The sequence below is a fragment of the Streptomyces fradiae genome (assembly GCF_041270065.1).
Classification (GTDB): Bacteria; Actinomycetota; Actinomycetes; order Streptomycetales; family Streptomycetaceae; genus Streptomyces.
In genome coordinates this window covers 194,787-212,629 of record NZ_CP065958.1, presented here as the reverse complement: position 1 = coordinate 212,629, position 17,843 = coordinate 194,787, and the positions used below count along the sequence as shown (strand labels likewise).

At 73.5% G+C, this 17,843-nt stretch carries 17 protein-coding genes; 8 read left to right on the top strand and 9 right to left on the bottom strand.

The features are described from left to right. Positions 1-36: 36 nt before the first annotated feature. The 5 genes from JAO84_RS00915 to JAO84_RS00895 form a co-directional block, all read right to left on the bottom strand. Positions 37-1,434, bottom strand: coding sequence for an alpha/beta fold hydrolase (locus tag JAO84_RS00915; RefSeq protein ID WP_370409502.1), 1,398 nt, complete (start codon positions 1,432-1,434; stop codon positions 37-39). Between the two features lie 122 nt (positions 1,435-1,556). Continuing rightward, positions 1,557-2,438 (bottom strand): helix-turn-helix domain-containing protein, encoded by an 882-nt coding sequence (locus JAO84_RS00910; protein ID WP_370409500.1) that lies wholly within the window; start codon positions 2,436-2,438, stop codon positions 1,557-1,559. 55 nt (positions 2,439-2,493) lie between these two features. Beyond that, positions 2,494-3,297 carry an endonuclease I family protein gene (locus JAO84_RS00905; RefSeq protein ID WP_370409498.1) on the bottom strand — a complete coding sequence of 268 codons (804 nt, stop codon included), beginning with the start codon at positions 3,295-3,297 and terminating at the stop codon, positions 2,494-2,496. Positions 3,298-3,432: 135 nt separating this feature from the next. Next, positions 3,433-4,947 carry a hydrolase gene (locus JAO84_RS00900; RefSeq protein WP_370409496.1) on the bottom strand — a complete coding sequence of 505 codons (1,515 nt, stop codon included), beginning with the start codon at positions 4,945-4,947 and terminating at the stop codon, positions 3,433-3,435. Between the two features lie 177 nt (positions 4,948-5,124). Next, entirely contained in the window at positions 5,125-5,580 is a 456-nt protein-coding gene (locus tag JAO84_RS00895) for an Lrp/AsnC family transcriptional regulator (protein ID WP_365760805.1), read from the bottom strand. Positions 5,581-5,688: 108 nt separating this feature from the next. Here JAO84_RS00895 and JAO84_RS00890 point away from each other — a divergent pair, with 108 nt between their 5' ends. Together JAO84_RS00890 and JAO84_RS00885 are read left to right on the top strand one after the other, a co-directional pair. Then, positions 5,689-6,729, top strand: a complete 1,041-nt coding sequence (locus JAO84_RS00890; RefSeq protein ID WP_370409495.1) for an asparaginase — start codon at positions 5,689-5,691, stop codon at positions 6,727-6,729. A gap of 105 nt (positions 6,730-6,834) precedes the next feature. Then, the gene (locus JAO84_RS00885; protein WP_370409494.1) at positions 6,835-8,364 is read left to right on the top strand and encodes an aspartate ammonia-lyase; all 1,530 of its coding nucleotides are present in this window, start codon (positions 6,835-6,837) and stop codon (positions 8,362-8,364) included. A 9-nt stretch (positions 8,365-8,373) separates the two neighbouring features. Here JAO84_RS00885 and JAO84_RS00880 read toward each other — a convergent pair whose 3' ends face one another. Then, positions 8,374-9,021 (bottom strand): NADPH-dependent F420 reductase, encoded by a 648-nt coding sequence (locus JAO84_RS00880; protein WP_370409493.1) that lies wholly within the window; start codon positions 9,019-9,021, stop codon positions 8,374-8,376. A gap of 112 nt (positions 9,022-9,133) precedes the next feature. Here JAO84_RS00880 and JAO84_RS00875 point away from each other — a divergent pair, with 112 nt between their 5' ends. Continuing rightward, positions 9,134-9,766 (top strand): hypothetical protein, encoded by a 633-nt coding sequence (locus tag JAO84_RS00875; RefSeq protein WP_370409492.1) that lies wholly within the window; start codon positions 9,134-9,136, stop codon positions 9,764-9,766. A gap of 6 nt (positions 9,767-9,772) precedes the next feature. On the opposite strand, the gene JAO84_RS00870 is transcribed toward JAO84_RS00875, so the two are convergent. Continuing rightward, positions 9,773-10,363: a TetR/AcrR family transcriptional regulator gene (locus tag JAO84_RS00870; RefSeq protein ID WP_370409491.1), complete on the bottom strand. Its 591-nt coding sequence runs from the start codon at positions 10,361-10,363 to the stop codon at positions 9,773-9,775. Positions 10,364-10,454: 91 nt separating this feature from the next. On the opposite strand from JAO84_RS00870, the gene JAO84_RS00865 reads away from it, so the two are divergent. The 3 genes from JAO84_RS00865 (at position 10,455) to JAO84_RS00855 (ending at position 13,410) form a co-directional block, all read left to right on the top strand. After that, positions 10,455-10,901, top strand: a complete 447-nt coding sequence (locus JAO84_RS00865; RefSeq protein ID WP_370409490.1) for an anthrone oxygenase family protein — start codon at positions 10,455-10,457, stop codon at positions 10,899-10,901. A gap of 66 nt (positions 10,902-10,967) precedes the next feature. Continuing rightward, the gene (locus tag JAO84_RS00860; protein WP_265865903.1) at positions 10,968-12,095 is read left to right on the top strand and encodes a CapA family protein; all 1,128 of its coding nucleotides are present in this window, start codon (positions 10,968-10,970) and stop codon (positions 12,093-12,095) included. A gap of 46 nt (positions 12,096-12,141) precedes the next feature. Then, positions 12,142-13,410, top strand: coding sequence for an alpha/beta family hydrolase (locus tag JAO84_RS00855; protein ID WP_370409489.1), 1,269 nt, complete (start codon positions 12,142-12,144; stop codon positions 13,408-13,410). Between the two features lie 150 nt (positions 13,411-13,560). Here JAO84_RS00855 and JAO84_RS00850 read toward each other — a convergent pair whose 3' ends face one another. Then, positions 13,561-13,764, bottom strand: a complete 204-nt coding sequence (locus JAO84_RS00850; RefSeq protein ID WP_370409487.1) for a hypothetical protein — start codon at positions 13,762-13,764, stop codon at positions 13,561-13,563. A gap of 72 nt (positions 13,765-13,836) precedes the next feature. On the opposite strand from JAO84_RS00850, the gene JAO84_RS00845 reads away from it, so the two are divergent. Further along, complete coding sequence (locus JAO84_RS00845; protein ID WP_370409485.1) at positions 13,837-14,469, top strand: TetR/AcrR family transcriptional regulator; 633 nt, start codon at positions 13,837-13,839, stop codon at positions 14,467-14,469. Here JAO84_RS00845 and JAO84_RS00840 read toward each other — a convergent pair whose 3' ends face one another. Further along, positions 14,470-15,051: a TetR/AcrR family transcriptional regulator gene (locus JAO84_RS00840; RefSeq protein ID WP_370409483.1), complete on the bottom strand. Its 582-nt coding sequence runs from the start codon at positions 15,049-15,051 to the stop codon at positions 14,470-14,472. A gap of 420 nt (positions 15,052-15,471) precedes the next feature. Here JAO84_RS00840 and JAO84_RS00835 point away from each other — a divergent pair, with 420 nt between their 5' ends. Continuing rightward, positions 15,472-17,796, top strand: a complete 2,325-nt coding sequence (locus tag JAO84_RS00835) for a glycosyl hydrolase family 18 protein (protein WP_370409481.1) — start codon at positions 15,472-15,474, stop codon at positions 17,794-17,796. The last annotated feature ends 47 nt before the right edge of the window (positions 17,797-17,843 follow it).

Here is a 17,843-nt window from a genome sequence, read left to right as displayed (position 1 = left end):
AGACTCTGACACACGCCTCTGACAGTGCCCCGGCCGCTAACGCAGCAGGAACGCCTCCGCGGCACCGGCGCCATCGCCACGGCTCTGTGTGGAGTGGCCCGAGCCCGGGACGATGGTGAGCTCCGCCGTCGGGTTGGCGGCGGCGACGGCCCTGGCCCAGTCGAGCGGGGTCGACAGGTCGCGGTCGCCGGCGAGCAGCAGGACCGGCATCGTCAGGGTGTGGCCCGGGGCGGGGCGGTTGGGGCGGGTGGAGGGCCAGGGGAGGCAGGTGCGTGGGATGCCCTGGGCGGCGGCGGTGTCGCGCTGGAACGGCCATACGTCGGCCGGGCGGATCCGGGCCAGCGCCCGTCGCAGGGCCTGCTCGCGGCCCTCGGCCGGCGCGGAGGAATCGCCCCACGGCCAGCGCGAGTCGGCGCACAGGGTCGCCGCGTGCAGGCCGGAGCTGAACTCCTCCGGCGGCTCGCCGGAGGACTCGGCGAAGCCGGCCACCAGGCCGTCGAGGCGGGCCCGGTCGCCGCGCGCCGAGGCGTGCAGGGCGGACAGGATGCCGAAACGGGGGTCGTTCAGCTTCGGGTCGATGATGCTCGCCAGGACCAGCAGGTTGAACACCCCGACGCCGTTGCCGTCCCGCCGGACCACCTTTGCCAGGTCCGCCGCCGGGTCGAAGCCGCATCGCTGTTCGCGGCAGGCCGTGCGCAGCACCTCGCCGGAGCGGGCGAACGACGCCTCGTACAGCACGCCCGCGCCGTCGAGCGGCACCACCGAGTCCAGGACAAGGCGGCGCACCCGCCGCGGATGCGTCAGCGCGTACTGCCCGGCGGTGAACGTGCCGTACGAGACCCCGTCGAGGGTCCAGGACGGCACGCCGAGCGCCCGCCGCAGGTCTTCCAGGTCGGCGACCGTGTCGGCGGTGGTGTAGAGGCCGCGGCGCGGGCCGAGGACGTCGGCGCAGGCGGTCACGGCGCCCGGGCTCGGGGCGACGGTGTCGCTGCTGCCGACCTCCTTCTGCAGCGCGGGGCAGTCGACGGCGGTGCCGCCGGTGCCGCGCTGGTCGATCATCACCAGACGGTACGCGGCGAGGGCCTTGGGCAGCCGGGAGCGGATCCGCTCCACGAACGGCACACCGGGCTGGCCCGGACCGCCGGTGAGGAAGAGCAGCGTGCCGCGGGGCGCGTCGGCCGGCCCGTACAGCGCCGTTCGCAGGGTGAGCGTGCCGGGCACGGCGCCGCTGCGGTCGAGCGGCACGGTCAGGTCGGCGCAGGTCAGGTCCGGCTGCCCGGGGCACGGGCGGTGGCCGGTCAGCGCGGGCGGGCCGGCCGCCGCGGGGCCGCCCGCGCCCCCGGTGTCCCGGGCCGCGCCGGGCGCCGAGACGGCGCAGGCCGCCGCCGTCAGGACCGCCACCAGCGCCGTACCGGCTCTGCTCAGGAAGGTCATCGTCGCGTTCCCCCGTTCGGAAGACGGGATGCCGGCGGACGCCTCCCGGGCGGGCCGCGGCACCGGCCGGTGCTCCGGCCGCTGCCATGGTGCACGCCGTCCGCCGCCCGCGCGTTGGACATTCATGCGCGGTCGCGGAGAAGGACCCGCAGGGCGCCGGGCGGCCGACCCGTCTGGCCCCGGCACAGCCGGGTGAGGTGCGCCTGGTCGGCGAAGCCGTACGCGTGGGCGAGGGCGCGCAGGCTGTCCTCGCCCTCCTCCAGGGCGTGCAGCACGGCGCGGACCCGCAGCTCGTTGCGGTAGCGGGTGAGGCTGCTGCCGGTGACGGCTCGGAACACCCGGCTGAGGTGGTGCGGGGAGGCCCCGACGCCACGGGCCAGCTCCTCCAGGGGAAGCCGGAGCGCGGGCGCGCCGCCCGCGAGCAGCGCGCAGGTGTCGCGGACCAGCCGGGCGTGGGCGCGGGCGGTGGCGGGCCGGGCGCCGGTGTCGGCCCGCCAGTGCCCGGCGTCGGCCGCCACCGCGTCGAGCAAGCGATGCAGCCTGTCGGCCAGTTCGAAGGCGTCGGTGCCGCGCCGGGCCGCCGCGAGCAGTTCCCGGTGCCGTACGTCGGTGGCGCCGGTGACGGTCAGCCGACGGGAGCGCGGCGGGCCGTCGAAGCGGTCGGCGAACAGTGCGGCACCGACCCGGATCTCCGAGGACCGGTCGCCCGGCCCGGCGGGATGGGCGACCTGGTGCACGTCCCCGGGCCGGGTCAGATAGCCGCCGGTGGCGTCCGCGAAGAACTCCTCGCCCGCGATCCGCCGCAGATAGCCGCCGGAGCGGGTCAGCACCACGGTGTACGCCTCGGCCCGGCCGGGGGCGGCGAAGCCGGTGCGGTCCTCGGCGCACAGGATGTCGTGCACGGTGATCCCGCCCGCCGTGATCCGGCCGCAAAGCCGGCCGCGCCGCTCCATCACCGCGTCGGGGTGCCGACTCCCGTACGTGCCCCGGCACTCGGCGCCCACGCCGCACCCCCCGTCCGACCGTCCGACCGTCCCGCCCGGTTCGACCCGGCGCGGACTACCAGATTGCCTCGACCCACTCCGGGTGGTCGATGAACGGATTGCGGTTGCCCTGGTAGGAGTTGAAGATGATGTCGTTGCGGCGCTCCTCGAACGCGCTCGGCGGGTCCTGCTCGTTCCACTGCTTGAGCACCGAGATGCGGCCGAGGTAGGGCACGCTGCCGTTGGTGGTGGAGTCGTTGGCCTCCAGGTCGGGGAAGCCGTCGCCGCCCTCGTACCGGACGGCCATGTAGAGGACCATCCGGGCCACGTCGCCCTTGTCGGAGTCGCGCGGCTCGAAGGAGTTGCTGTCCGTGTAGCTGCCGGGGGCGCCGCTGACCGCGCTGCCGCCGTTGTCGAAGTCCTTGTTGCCGCGGATGCTGTTGACCTGGACGTCGGCCGCCCGCAGGTGGTGCAGATCGGTGCCGGGGCCGGCCGAGGTGCCGAAGGAGCCGTGCGACTGCGCCCACACGTGCTCGCGGTTCCAGTCGCCGACGTCGCCGCCGTTGAGGGCCTTGCTGCGCGAGGTGCCGCTGTAGAGGAGCAGCACGTTGGCGCTGTTGGCGGGGTCCTGGTCGGTGGTCTTCAGGGCGTTCCACACCGCGTCGTAGGAGATCTTGCGGGTGTCGCTGCTGATGATGGTGTGCAGCGAGGACTTGAGGCTCGTGCCGGTCTTGCCGACCGCGTTCTTGTAGTACGTGCTGTCGTAGGCGTTCGTCGTGGCGCCGGCCGGGGCGGCGGTGAGGGCGGGGAGGGTGAGGCCGACGAGGGCGGCGGATATCGCGGCCCAGGTCTTCCAGCGGCCTCGCTGCGCGACGGACATGGGGGGTCCCTTCGGGTGGGGGTCTTCTGACCGGCTTCTGACGGGATGTCAGGGCGGAGTGGCCCGCGCCGCACGGACGGACGGGTCCGTGCGGCGCGGGGGATCTGGTGGTGCGGCTGTGGGCTGGGGAGTGGGTCAGCCCACGGTGAGCGAGGTGTCGTCGATCACGAAGGAGGTCTGGAGCTGGGAGCCCTCGGTGCCGGTGAACCGCAGCGTCACCGTCTGCCCGGCGTACGCGGCGAGGCTGAAGCCGCGCTGGACGTAGCCGCTGGACTTGTTGAGGTTGGAGTACGTCGCCAGCGTGGACAGGACCGTGCCCGAGCTGTTCAGGACCTCGACCTTGAGCTTGTCGTAGGCCGTGGTCGTGGTGGTCTCGGCGGTGTCGATCCGGGTGTAGAAGCTCAGCGCGGCGGTGGTGCAGCCGGCCGGGACGGTCACCGTCTGGGAGAGCGTGTCGGTGTGCGCGGAGCCGTAACCGCCCAGCCAGGCCTTGTAGGAGCCGGTGCGGGCCGGTCGGGCGGTGTCATCGGTGATGACGCCGGAGGAGGCGGTCCAGACGGTGTCGCCCGACTCGAAGCCGGGGTTGCCGAGCAGCTGGCCCGCGGTGCAGGTGCCCCCGCCCCCGCCACCGCCGTCGGTGGAGGCCTCGGACAGCCAGTCGGTGGCGTTGAGCGCGAGGGCCGCGTTGGTGCCGGCGGGGTCGTTCCAGCCGTCGTAGAGCGTGTTCCCGGACTGGCCGGTGCCGTCGTCGATCGGCGAGCTGTCGCCCCAGAACGCGACCCGGCCGCTGCCGAAGGTGCTGGTCGCGAAGAAGGCGCCGGTGTTGCCGGAGTAGCCGGTGCGGTAGACGAGGCCCTTGACGGACGGGTTGTCGGCCGGCTTGAGGGTGGCGGTGGTGCCGCTGCGGATGATGCTGCCGGTCACCTTGCCGAAGGCGCCGTTGAGCACCGGGTCGGTGCTGCTGCTGATCGCCCGCGGGTTGTCGGTCTGGATGTTCAGCACGTCGACGCTGAAGCCGAACGGGTCGGTGTTGTCGACGCCGTTGTTCGTCATCAGGTCGTTGATGATGGCGAGGGCGTCCCAGCCGTCGTTGTTGCGGTCGGCCACCGTGTGGTCGGAGACCAGGAAGAGGCCGCCGCCGTTCTGGACGAACTTCATCACGGCGGTCTTCTCGCTCGCGCTGAGCCGGATGTTGGGCTCGGGCAGCACGAAGGTGTCGAAGTTCTGCAGGTCGGTGGCGGCCGTCGTGCCGTAGGTGATGGTGCCGCCGGACGGCAGGGTCTTGAGCGAGTAGCGGCCGGTCTTCTGCAGGGCCACGCCCCAGGCCGAGATCGCGCCGGTCCAGTCGGTCTCGACGGTGGGCGTCGCGTCCTGGGTGAGCGGGTCGGGCTGGCCGGTGCCGATGATCCAGTCGGCGTTTCCGGCCGTCTCCGCCTTGGAGTTGTCGAACAGCACGCGGGTCGGCGTGGCCGCGGCGGCGTCGGCCGACTGAGCGGTGGCGGTGGCGGTGGCGGTGGCGATGTCGGTGTCGGCGCCGGTCGGGGCGGCGACCGCGGGGGAGCCGAGGGCGCCGGCCGCGGCGGCGACCAGGGCGCCGCAGGCGGTCAGCGCGGCGAAGCGGCGGCGGGTGGACCTCATGAGTCCGGGCATCCGTCAGACCTCCGTGGGGGCTGGGGCGGTGGGGCGGAAGGCGATGCGGGTGGCCACTCTGCGCGCGTAGAACGTCGGGGATGGGTCGTTCAGAGCACGCGCGGTTGAACCGTACATGACCAGATCCCGCCCATGGAATGCCCAACTCCGTGCGGAAGTTGGGATTCCGGGCCCGGGTCAGCGCTCCACGGGCAGACCTCGTGGCTCCTTGACCCGCTTCATGATGATCTGCGAGTTCACCTCGGTGACCCCGACGAGCGTGGTCAGCCGCTCGATCCACAGCCGCTCGTACGCCGAGAGGTCGGCGACCGCGATCCGCAGCAGGCAGCCCGGGCTGCCGAAGAGGCGGTACGCCTCGATCACGTCCGGGATGTCCTGGAGGGCCTCCTCGAAGGCCTCGACGGTCTCCCGGTCCCGCTTCACCTCGACCGAGACCAGCACCTCGAAGCCGCGCCCCACGGCCTCCGGGTCGATGATCGCGCGGTACCCCCGGATCACCCCGTCCTGCTCCAGCTGGCGCACCCGCCGCATGCAGGGGGACGGGCTCAGGCCCACCCGCTGGGCCAGCTCCTGGTTGCTCAGCCGGCCGTCCGCCTGGAGCTCGCGCAAGATGTGCAGATCGATTCGGTCCATGGCGCAATTATCCACCACGGAATTCATAATTCCGGGCTGAAGTGGCAATCGCCTTGCGCGTCGTTTGACCTATCGTTGCGGCGCACCCCAGGGAAGGACAGCAGCATCATGAAGTGGACGCGCGACACCCGGCAGCGCCGCATCGTGGTCATCAGCACCGGCGGCACCATCGCCAGCCGCTGGACCGGCAGCGGCTACGCCGCCGACGCCTCCGGCGACGACGTCGTGGCCACCGCCGCCGTACCGGACAACATCGACGTCGAGGTCCTCGACCTCTTCAACGTCAACAGCTCCCGGATGACCACCGACCGCCAGCTCGCCCTGCTGCACGCCGTCCACAAGATCCTCGCCGATCCCGGCGTCGACGGCATCGTCGTCACCCACGGCACCGACACCCTCGAGGAGTCGGCCTTCTTCCTGGACCTGCACCACGCCGACGCCCGCCCGGTCGTCTTCACCGGTGCCCAGCGCCCCTTCGGCACCGGCGACGGCGACGGTCCCGGCAACCTCTACGACGCCCTCCAGGTCGCCGCCACCGTGCGCGGACTCGGCGTCCTCGTCGTCTTCGACGGCCTCGTGCACGCCGCCCGCGGCACCGTCAAGACCAAGACGCTCGACTCCGACCCCTTCGCCGACCCGTCCGGCCGCCGGGTCGGGCGCCTCGGCTTCGGCCAGGTCGACGTCGAGCGCGAGCCCGAGCGCCCGGCGGCCCTGCCGCTGCCCGCGCCCGCCACCGCCGCGCCGCGCGTCGACATCGTCATGCACCACTCCGACGGCGACGCCGTCCTCTTCGACGCCTCCGTCGCCGCCGGCGCCCGCGGCATCGTCCTCGTCGGCACCGGCGCCGGCAACGCCACCCCCGAGATAGCCGAGGCGGTCGCCCGCGCCGTCGACCAGGGTGTCCACGTCGTCCTCTCCACCCGCGTCTCCTCCGGCACCGTCGCCGAGGTCTACACCGGCGGCGGCGCCGTCGACCTGGCCGCCGCGGGCGCGGTCCTCGCCGGCACCCTGCGCCCCGGCCAGGCCCGGATCGCCCTGCTCGCCGCCCTGCTCGCCGACACCGCGGGCCCGGAACGCCGCACTCACCTGCTGCGCGGCCTCCTGGAAGGCCCGGTCCGCGCGGAACCCGTGCTCGCCGCCACGCACTGAGCCGTAAGCCGTACGGGGCGGGGGCGGCCGGGCGCGGGGGCGCCGCACCTCGTCCGCGACCCTCCCCTCCCGAACCCCGCGCACCGCACCCGAGGAACCGGCACCGTGAACTCCGCTCCCGTCCCCGCCCCTGCCCCCGCGTCCGTCCCCGTCCCTGCCCCCGCGTCCGTCCCCGCCCCGGCGTCCGCGCCCGCGTCCGCACCGACCGGGACCACCGCGGGCCGTCCCACCCGCCGCGAGCACGACCTGCTCGGCGACCGGGACGTCCCCGCCGAGGCGTACTGGGGCGTGCACACCCTGCGCGCCACCGAGAACTTCGCCATCACCGGCACGCCGATCTCCGTCTACCCGCAGCTCATCGACGCGCTCGCGGCCGTGAAGGAGGCCGCAGCCCTCGCCAACGAGGAGCTGGGGCTGCTGCCCGCGGCCAAGGCGCGGGCGATCGTCGCGGCCTGCCGGGAGATCCGGGACGGCGCGCTGCACGGCGAGTTCGTCGTCGACGTCGTCCAGGGCGGCGCCGGCACCTCCACCAACATGAACGCCAACGAGGTCGTCGCCAACCGCGCGCTCGAACTCCTCGGGCACCCGAAAGGCGCCTACGAGGCGCTGCACCCCAACGAGGACGTCAACCTCGGGCAGTCGACCAACGACGTCTACCCGACCGCGATCCGGATCGCCGCCATCGGCGCGGCCCGCGAACTGCTCCTCGCCATGGCCGTGCTCCAGGACGCCTTCGCCGCGAAGGCCGTCGAGTTCGGCGGCGTCGTCAAGATGGGCCGCACCCAGCTCCAGGACGCGGTGCCGATGACGCTCGGCCAGGAGTTCTCCACGTACGCCGTGATGCTGGAGGAGGACCGGGGCCGGCTCGCCGAGGCCATCGAGCTGATCCACGAGATCAACCTCGGCGCCACCGCCATCGGCACCGGCCTCAACGCCGCGCCCGGCTACGCCGAGACCGCCCGCCGCCACCTCGCCGACCTCACCGGCCTGCCGCTCGTCACCTCGGCCAACCTGGTCGAGGCCACCCAGGACTGCGGCGCCTTCGTACAGCTCTCCGGCGTCCTCAAGCGGATCGCCGTCAAGCTCTCCAAGACCTGCAACGACCTGCGGCTGCTGTCCTCCGGCCCACGCGCCGGACTCGGCGAGATCAACCTGCCGGCCGTACAGGCCGGATCCAGCATCATGCCCGGCAAGGTCAACCCGGTCATCCCCGAGGTCGTCAACCAGGTCGCCTTCGAGGTCATCGGCAACGACATGACCATCACCATGGCGGCCGAGGGCGGCCAGCTCCAGCTCAACGCCTTCGAGCCGGTCATCTTCCACGCCCTGTCGAAGAGCCTGACCTCGCTGCGGGCCGCCTGCCTCACCCTCGCCGAGCGCTGCGTACGCGGCATCACCGCCAACACCGAGCACCTGCGCGCGAGCGTCGAGAACTCCATCGGCCTGGCCACCGCCCTCAACCCCCAGCTCGGCTACACGGCGGCCACCGCCATCGCCAAGGAGGCGCTCGCCACCGGCCGCTCGGTGGCCGAACTCACCCTGGAGAAGGGGCTGCTGCCGCCCGAGCGGCTCGCCGAACTGCTCACCACCGAGTACCTCACGGGTACCACGGGCCGGGCGCTGCCCGCCGTCTGACGGAGCCGCTCAGGCCTTCAGCACCGCGAAGTTGAAGTCGGCGGTGCCCAGGGTGCCGAGGAGGCGCAGCCACAGCGGCAGCAGCAGCTCGGCACCCCGGGCGCCCGACAGGTCGCCCAGGTCGAGGATCCGCTCCTCCGGCCAGCCGAACGCGCGGAGCAGACCGATGACGACCTCCTTGGCCGCCTGGTCGTCGCCGCAGACGAACACGCAGTGTTCGCCCGGCACCCGCGCGGGATCCACCATGATCGCGTTGTTCATGGTGTTGAGGGTCTTCACCACCCGCGCGCCGGGGAAGGCGCGCTGGATCTGCTCGGCCAGGCTGCCGCCGTCGGGCGTGAGCACCTTCGGCGGCGTGCCCTGGGAGAAGTCCAGCGGGTTCGACACGTCGATCAGGACCTTGCCCGCGAGGTTGTCCGCCCCCGCCGACTCCAGGGCGGCGAGCGACACCAGGCCGCCGGTCGCGTTCACCACCACCTCGGCGCCGTGTGCGGCGGCCGCGAAGGTGCCGTGCGCGGCGCGGTGCTCGGCCGCCCAGGCCGTGGCGCCGGCGTGGTCCGCGCTGCGCGAACCGAGGGTGACCTCGTGGCCGAGCGCGACCAGCTTGCTCCCGAGCCGTCGGCCCACTTCGCCGGTGCCGAGTACGGCGATCTTCATGCGGTGCTCCTTCGCGGGGACTCGGGGGACTCAAGTCGGGGACTCAAGTGCGAGTGCAGTAAAGCCGACATTCTTACCGATACCGGTATGAATCACTCGTGGAGTCGCCCACATGCCGAGCACCGCCGCCCCGAGCACCCCGTCCAGCCCCACCACCCCCGACGCTCTCGACGCTCTCGACCGCGAGGCCGCCGCCCTCCTGGAGACCGCCGCCTGGCGGGAACTCGTGGCCCGCTGGACCGCGCCGCCGGAGCCGGTACGGGAGGAGGACGCCGACTGGCGGCGGCTGCTTTCCGTCCCGGTGGACCGGCTCGTCGCGCAGGCCCTCGACACCCTCCCCGCACCCCCGCCCGCCGAACGGCCGCTGCCCGGACGGCTCGGCGCGATGCTGCCCGACCGGCTGCACGTCTGGCGCCGGATCGGCAGCCCCGACGTCCGCCCCTCCGTCCATCTGGCCCACGCCCGGCGCGTGCTCACCGAATGGGGCTGGCAGAACACCCCGTACAAGCTGCGCGACGCCCGCGGCGCACGCTGTGTCTGCGGCGCCATGCTCGCCGCCCACCGGCTCGGCTTCGGCAGCTCCGCCACCATGAACGAGGCCGGCGCCTGGATGCTCGAAGAGCTCCGGTCCCGGGGCTGGCACCAGCTCATCGGCCCCTGGAACCGCGCCCCGGGCCGCACGGCCGAGGACGCCCTCGCCCTCCTGGACGCCACCATCCGCCGCGCGGCCCGGGCCGGACGCTAGAGCGCGTCAGGCGCCGGGCCGGACGATGGCGAGGCGGTCCACCAGTAGCTCCACCCGTTGCGCGGTGTCCGCCGGCGGGAGGCGTCGTGCCCGGGTGAGGGTGGCGAGTCCGTGGAGGGCGGCCCAGAAGGTCTCGGTGAAAAGCCCGGGGTGGACGTTGTCGCCGGTGACGTCTTCGAGGGTCTCCAGGAGGGCGGCGAAGGCGTCCTTCAGCGGCTCCGGGGTGTCCTCCTGTGCGTACGCGAGACCGCCGTCGAGCTGGAAGACGGCGTCGTAGACGGCCGGGTTGTCCGCGGCGAAGTCGAGGTAGGCGTGCGCGAGGGCGGCGACCCGCTCGCGCGGCCCGGCCGCGGCGGAGGTCGCGGCGCGCACCGCCGCGGCGAGCTCGGCGGCGCCTTCGAGGGCGACGGCGCCGATGATCTCGCGCTTGCCCTTGAAGTGGCTGTAGAGGACCGGCTGGCTGTATTCGATGCGCTCGGCGAGCCGGCGGGTGGTCACCGCGTCCCAGCCCTGCTGCTCGGCGAGTTCGCGGGCCGTGGCCACGATGAGGCGCTCGCGGTCAGCCCGTTCGCGTGCTTTGCGTTCCTGTACCGACATACTGCGATCCTAGCACCGCTAGACAATCGAGCGGCAGTAGTACTAGCGTTGACTCGTCAGCTAGCAGCGCTAGATCCCTGGAGGGGTCGTCATGCTCAACGCACTCGAGGTGTTCACCACCGTGGTCGTCGGCCTGATGGTGGGGGTGGAGCTCTCCGTGGCCTTCGTGATGAACCGGATCTTCGACGCCCTCCCCGAGGACGCCGGCCAGCTCGGCCGCGCCCACGGCGGCCGGATGCTCGGCGCGCTGATGCCGTTCTGGTACATCGGCTCGCTCGTCCTCGCCGCGGTCTGGGCCACAGCCGGATGGGGCGGCCCCGGCGCCGGCCTCGTCGTCATCGCCGCCGGGCTGCTGATCGTGAGCGTGATCATGTCGATCGTGCTGCTCGTCCCGATCAACAACCGGGGCAAGACCTGGACCCCGGAGAACCGCCCCGCCGACTGGAAGGAGCAGATGAACCGCTGGGACCGCTACCACTACGTCCGCGTCGCCGTCATCGTCGCCGCCTTCACCCTGCTCGTCACCGCCCTCGTCTGAGGGCGGCGGCCCAGCCGCCCGCCGGGCCCGCCGAACGCCCGACGCCCGGCGGACTAACCTGGGGGTATGGGCAGCGGCCTGACCGGTCTGTTCCTCTGCGGCGATGTGATGCTCGGCCGGGGAATCGACCAGATCCTCCCTCATCCGCTCGACCCGGCCCTCCCCGAGCGCTACGTCCACGACGCACGGGACTACGTCGCCCTCGCCGAAGGGATCGCCGGCCCGGTGCCGTCCCCGGCGGCCCCCGCGTACCCGTGGGGCGAGGCCCTCGCCCTCCTCGACGCCGCCCGCCCGGCGGCCCGCGTGGTCAACCTGGAGACCTCGGTGACCCGGAACGACGAGCCCTACCCCGGCAAGGCCGTGCACTACCGGATGGATCCGGCCAACCTGCCCGCACTGACCGCCGTACGCCCCGATGTCGTCGTCCTCGCCAACAACCACGTCCTCGACTACGGCCGGCGCGGCCTCCTGGACACCCTCGACGCGCTGGCCGCCGCCGGGCTGCGCACCGCCGGCGCGGGCCGGGACGCGGACGAGGCGCGGCGGCCCGCCGTCGTCCCGCTGCCCGGCGGTCGCCGGCTCCTGGTGTACGCGCTCGGGCTCGCCTCCAGCGGCGTGCCCCGCGACTGGGCCGCGACCGCCCGGCGCGGCGGCGTCCACTTCGCGGCGGGCCCCGACGACCCGGCCGCGACCCGGCTCACCGCCCGGCTGCGCGCCGCCCGCCGCCCCGGCGACCTCGTCCTCGTCTCCGTCCACTGGGGATCCAACTGGGGCTACGCCCCGGCCCGCGCCGAGGTCGCCCTCGGCCACGCCCTCGTCGACGCCGGCGCCGACATCGTGCACGGGCACTCCTCGCACCATCCGCGGCCCCTGGAGGCGTACCGGGGCAGGCTCGTCCTGCACGGCTGCGGCGACCTCGTCAACGACTACGAGGGGATCACCGGACAGCAGCAGTACCGCGACGACCTGCGGCTCCTCCATCTGGTCTCGGTCCGCGACGAGGACGGCGGCCTGGCGGAGGTGCGGCTCGTGCCGCTGCGCAGCCGACGGCTGCGCCTGGAACGGGCCGGCGAGCGGGACCTCGTGTGGCTGCACGACGTGCTCGGCCGGATCAGCCGCCCGTACGGGATGCGGATCGACCCCGCGCCCGCCGGGACCCCCGGCGGACCGGCCCTGACGGCCACCCCCGTGTGACGGCCCGCCGGGCCGCGCGCGGAGACGGGCAGGAAGGCGAGCGGACATGTACTTCACCGACCGCACGGATGCGGGCAGGCAGCTCGCCGAACTCCTGGCGGGGGTGGTGGGGGAGGACCCGGTGGTGCTCGGGCTGCCGCGCGGCGGGGTGCCCGTCGCCGCCGAGGTCGCCGACGCGCTCGGCGCGCCGCTCGACGTCTGCCTGGTGCGCAAGCTGGGGGTGCCCTACCAGCCCGAGCTCGCCATGGGCGCGATCGGCGAGCACGGGGTGCGCGTCGTCAACGACCACGTGGTCCGCCAGACCGGTGTCTCCGAGCGTGATCTCGCCGAGGCCGAGCGGCGCGAACGGGCCGTCCTGGCCGAGCGGTCCCGCCGCTACCGGGGCGCCCGCGAGCCCGTCGACATCCAGGGCCGCACAGCGGTCGTGGTCGACGACGGCTTCGCGACCGGCGCCACCGCGCTCGCCGCCTGCCAGGTGGTACGGGCCCGGGGCGCCGCCCGGATCGTGCTCGCCGTCCCGGTGGCCCCGCGCGGCTGGGCGGAACGGGTCACGGGCGCGGCGGACGCGACGTACTGTGTGCGCGAACCCGAGAACTTCTACGCCATCGGCCAGTTCTACGGCGACTTCGCCCAGACCCCGGACGAGGAGGTCGTGGCGGCGCTGCGGCGGCGGCGCTCCGGACCCGTGGCGGATCCCGAGGTGCGGATCCCGCTGGGCGGCCGGGAGACCGGCGGAATGCTCGCGGTGCCCGACGGCGCCACCGGCGTGGTGCTCTTCGCGCACGGCAGCGGCAGCAGCCGGCACAGCCCGCGCAACCAGGCCGTCGCGGAGACCCTCAACCGGGCCGGGGTCGGCACCCTGCTCTTCGACCTGCTGACCGAGGAGGAGGCCGCCGACCGGTCCAATGTCTTCGACACCCCGCTGCTCGCCGAACGCCTGCGGCAGGCCGCCGACTGGCTGGCCCGCCGCCCCGAGGCCGAGGGTCTGCGCATCGGCTACTTCGGGGCGAGTACGGGCGCGGCGGCCGCGCTGTGGGCCGCCGCCGAGCCGGGGAGCACCGTCGCCGCCGTGGTCTCCCGGGGCGGGCGCCCCGACCTGGCGGAGGAGCGCCTGGACGCCGTCACCGCCCCCACCCTGCTGATCGTCGGCGGCGCGGACCCCCTGGTGCTCGACCTCAACCGGCAGGCCGCGCGGCTGCTCCAGTGCGAGCACCGGCTCGTCACGGTCCCGGACGCGGGCCATCTCTTCGAGGAGCCGGGCGCGCTCGCGGAGGTGGGCCGCCTCGCGGCCGACTGGTTCGCCGAGCGGCTGTGACACCAGGGCGGTCGGTCCGGTCGTCCGGCGCCCGTCCGGCCCGGCGCCAGACCGCCCGCATCCCGAGGGCCAGGACCGCCAGGGCAAGGAGCACGATGCCCACCTTGACCAGGCGGTCCATCAGCAGGTGGTGCAGCAGCTCCGGGCCGGTCATCGCCGGCCGCCGCCGTCCAGGCGCCGGGCGGCGGCCCGCAGTCCGGCCCGCACCACGGGGTCGGCGTGGCGGCGCAGCTCGTCGAGCCGGCCCCGGCGCTTGAACCGGACGGCGACGGCGAAGGCGATCAGGGCCAGGACGACGAGACCGGCCGCCATCAGGCCGAACCTGAGGAGCATGAGGTCGAGGAACGTCTCCACGGGAATCCTCCACGTTTTTTATCACGGCTGTGATACATCCCCGTTGTATCACAGCCGTGATAGAAAGGCTCCATGCCCAAGCAGGTGGATCCGGAGGCCCGGCGCCGGGAGGTCGTGGACGCCCTCTTCCGGGTGGTCGTACGTGAAGGGCTGCAACGCGCCTCGCTGCGGAACGTGGCCGACGAGGCCGGACTCAACATCGGCTCGCTGCGCCACTACTTCGCGAGCCAGCAGGAACTGATGCGCTTCGCCATGCAGTCGATGCTCGACCGGGTCGGCGCCCGGCTGCTCGAACGCGTCGCGGACATGGGGGAGCTGGGCGGCCGCCCGTACCCGGAGCAGCTGCGGCTCGCCACCGGCCTGCTCGCCGAGCTGCTGCCGCTGGACGAGCGACGGCGCGCCGAGGTCACCGTCTTCCTGGACTTCAACACCGCCGCACGGACCGACCCGGCCTTCGCCGATCTCTCGCGCCGCACCGCCGAGGGTGCGCGCGAGCTCGTGCGCCGGGTGCTCGGCCGCCTCGGCGCCACGGGCGCGCTGCGGCCGGGCCTCGACCTGGACGTCGAGACCGAGCGTCTGACCTCCCTGGTCGACGGCCTGGGTCTCAACGCCGTCCTGCACCCCGGGCTGCTCGCCCCGGAGGCCTGCCTCGACGTCCTGACGGCCCATCTGGAGGGCCTGGCCGGAGCCGGGGCCCGGGACTAGCTACTTCCGCGCGCCGACGATCCGGTCGACGGCCGCCGCGATGAGCGCGTCGCGCTCGGCCTCGGAGAAGACCTCGGGCAGCGTCAGCTGCTCCACGATCAGCCAGTTGAGGGCGAGCATCAGCAGCTTCACGGCGGTCGCGTCGCCGGGCAGGTGGGTGCTCTCGTGGTACGCGACATTGGCGTCGACGTCCGCGCGCACCCGCTCGGTCAGGATCGCGCGCAGCTCCGGCCGGCGGGTGGCCTCCAGGCGCAGCTCCAGGAGCGCGAGGTAGCCGGTGCGGAAGGAGCTGACGCGGCCCACGAGTTCGCGCATCAGCCGGGTGTACGTGTCGAGGTCGGGGCTCGCCACCCGCTGCCGTGCGATCGTCTCCTCGTCGGGCTGCAGCCGCTCGTACACCCGGGCGCCCGCCTGGGTCAGCAGGTCGTCGCGGTTGGCGAAGTAGTTGGACGCGGTGCCCGGCGGGACGGCCGCCTCGGTGTCCACCGACCGGAAGGTGAGGCCCCGGGCTCCTTCGCGGGCCAGCACCTCGATCGCGGCGTCCACCAGCGCCGCCCGGCGCTCCGGGTTCCTGCGCGCCATGGTCCTCACTCCCGTCGCTCGCCTGGCCCCCGTCGCGTACTCCGCCGAGAGTACTACGGATGGAGTGGACCTCAGGTTGCCCGAATCCGGTCGCCCCACGTGGTCGGCCCCGACCGGAACCGGCCGCCCCCGAAGCGGGAGCGGCCGGGCGTGCACACACGGTCCTGCGTGGAACGGCGGATCGGCCCGGGGGAGGGGCCGGCCCACACCGGCCCGTCCCGGACGTGCTCCTCACGGTGGAGTAGACCACTGTGACCCGTCAAGGCGGCGTACGGCGCGTTGACGGAAAGGTCTGTACCAACTACCTTGCCGTTGGCTCCCGTTCGGCGGTCCCACAACCGCAGGGCCGGACCCGAGCCGCCCCCACACGGTCCCGCGACGCGCTCCCCGCACCCCTCACACGCGTCCCAGGGAGACCCCATGGACAGAAGAAGCCGGAGAAGACGCCCCCGACGGCACCACCACCGCGGCAGAGGCCTCCTCGCACTGCTCGCCGCCCTGCTCCTCCCGCTCGCCGCGCTCACCGCCCTCACCGGCCCCGCCGCCGCGCCCGCGCACGCCGCCGGCGCCGTCACCGCGACCTTCACCGCCGAGAACAACGGCAGCTGGTGGCGCGGCATCTACGTCATCCGCAACGGCACCACCGCCGCGCTGAGCGGCTGGACCCTGGAATTCGACCTGCCCGCCGGGGTGACGATCTCCTCGCACTACAACGGCGAGGCCACCGTCACCGGCAGCCATGTCACCGTCCGCAATGCCCACTACAACGGCACCGTGGCCGCCGGCGGCTCCACCGAGCCGTACAGCTACTGGTTCGTCGCGAGCGGCCCGATCACCCCGCCCACCCGCTGCACCGTCAACGGCGGCAAGTGCGACGGCAGCCCCGACGTGCCGCCGGGCGCCCCCGGCACCCCGCACGCCACCGCCGTCACCACCCGGACCGTCACCCTCGACTGGACCCCCGCGACCGCCGGCGACCACCCCGTGACCGGCTTCGACGTCCTGTCGAACGGCGCCGTCGTCGCCACCGCCACCTCCACCTCGGCCACCGTCACCGGACTCGCGCCGGCCACCTCGTACAGCCTCACCGTCCGCGCCAAGGACGCCCGCGGCAACCTCGGACCCGAGAGCCCGCCGCTCGCCGTCACCACCGTCGACCCGGCGAGCGACCCCGAACCGCCCACCGCGCCCGGCGGACTGCGCTCCACCGGCGTCACCTCCTCCAGCGTGAGCCTCGCCTGGAACCCGGCCGGCGACAACAAGGGCGTCGTCGCCTACGACGTCTACAAGGACGGCGCTCTCGCCCGGACCGTGCCCGGCACCACGACGAGCGTCACCGTCAGCGGACTCGGCCCCGCCAACCCGTACACCTTCACCGTCCGCGCCCGCGACGCCGCCGACAACGCCTCGCCGCCCTCGAACGCGCTGACCGTCACCACCGCCGACCTGGCCACCGGCCGGCACCTCAAGGTCGGGTACTTCGCCCAGTGGGGCATCTACGGCCGCCAGTACTTCGTCAAGAACCTCGACACCTCCGGCGCCGCCGCCTCCCTCGACGTCGTCAACTACGCCTTCGAGAACATCGACCCCGTCAACCTCACCTGCCTCGCGGGCGTCACCAAGGGCGTCAGCACCGACCCGCAGGACCCCGACCAGGGCACCGGCGCGGGCGACGCCGACGCCGACTACGCCCGGCCCTTCAGCGCCGCCCAGTCCGTCGACGGCGTCGCCGACGACGGCTGGGGCAAGCTCCGCGGCAACCTCAACCAGCTGAAGAAGCTCAAGGCCAAGCACCCGAACCTCAAGGTCGTGGTCTCGCTCGGCGGCTGGACCTACTCCAAGTACTTCTCCGACGTCGCCGCCACCGAGGCCTCCCGGCAGAAGTTCGTCCGCTCCTGCATCGACGTGTGGATCAAGGGCAATCTGCCCGTCTACAACGGCGCGGGCGGCGAGGGCGTGGCCGCCGGCATCTTCGACGGCATCGACCTCGACTGGGAGTGGGCCGGCTCGCCCGACGGACACCCCGGTAACCACTACAGCACCCAGGACAAGGCCAACAACGCCGCCCTCGTCGCGGAGTTCCGCAAGCAGCTCGACGAACTCGGCGGCGAGCACCGGCTCCTGACCGCCTTCACCCCCGCCGACCCCGTCAAGATCGGCCAGGGCTGGGACCTCGCGAAGACCGGCCGCGCGCTCGACTACTTCATGGTCCAGGGGTACGACTTCCACGGCGCCGGCAGCGACAACTCCTGGGAGCCGAACCGGGCCGGCCACCAGGCCAACCTCTACACCGACGCCCAGGACCCGTACGGCTTCCACTTCAGCGTCGACGAGTCCGTGAAGCCCTATCTCGCGGCCGGCATCGATCCGCGCAAGATCACCATCGGCATCCCGTTCTACGGCCGCGGCTGGCAGGGCGTCGCCGACGGCGGCGCGGCCGGCGAATGGCAGTCCGCGACCGGCGCGGCCCCCGGCCAGTTCGCCGAGGAGGCCGGCGTACGGGGCTACTCCAACCTGCTCGCCATGGTGCCCGGGATGACCGTGCACCACGACGAGCAGTCCGGCGCCACCTACGGCTACACCGGGCCGGGCGGCCAGTGGTGGAGTTTCGACGACCCCTGGTCCATCGCCCGCAAGACCGACTATCTGAAGGCCAAGGGTCTGCTGGGCGTCTTCATCTGGGAGATGTCCGGCGACACCACGAACGGCACCCTGATGAACGCCCTGCGCACCGGCCTCGGCTGACCGACCGCACGGCACAGCGCTGTTCCCCGGCCCGCGCACCCACGGCG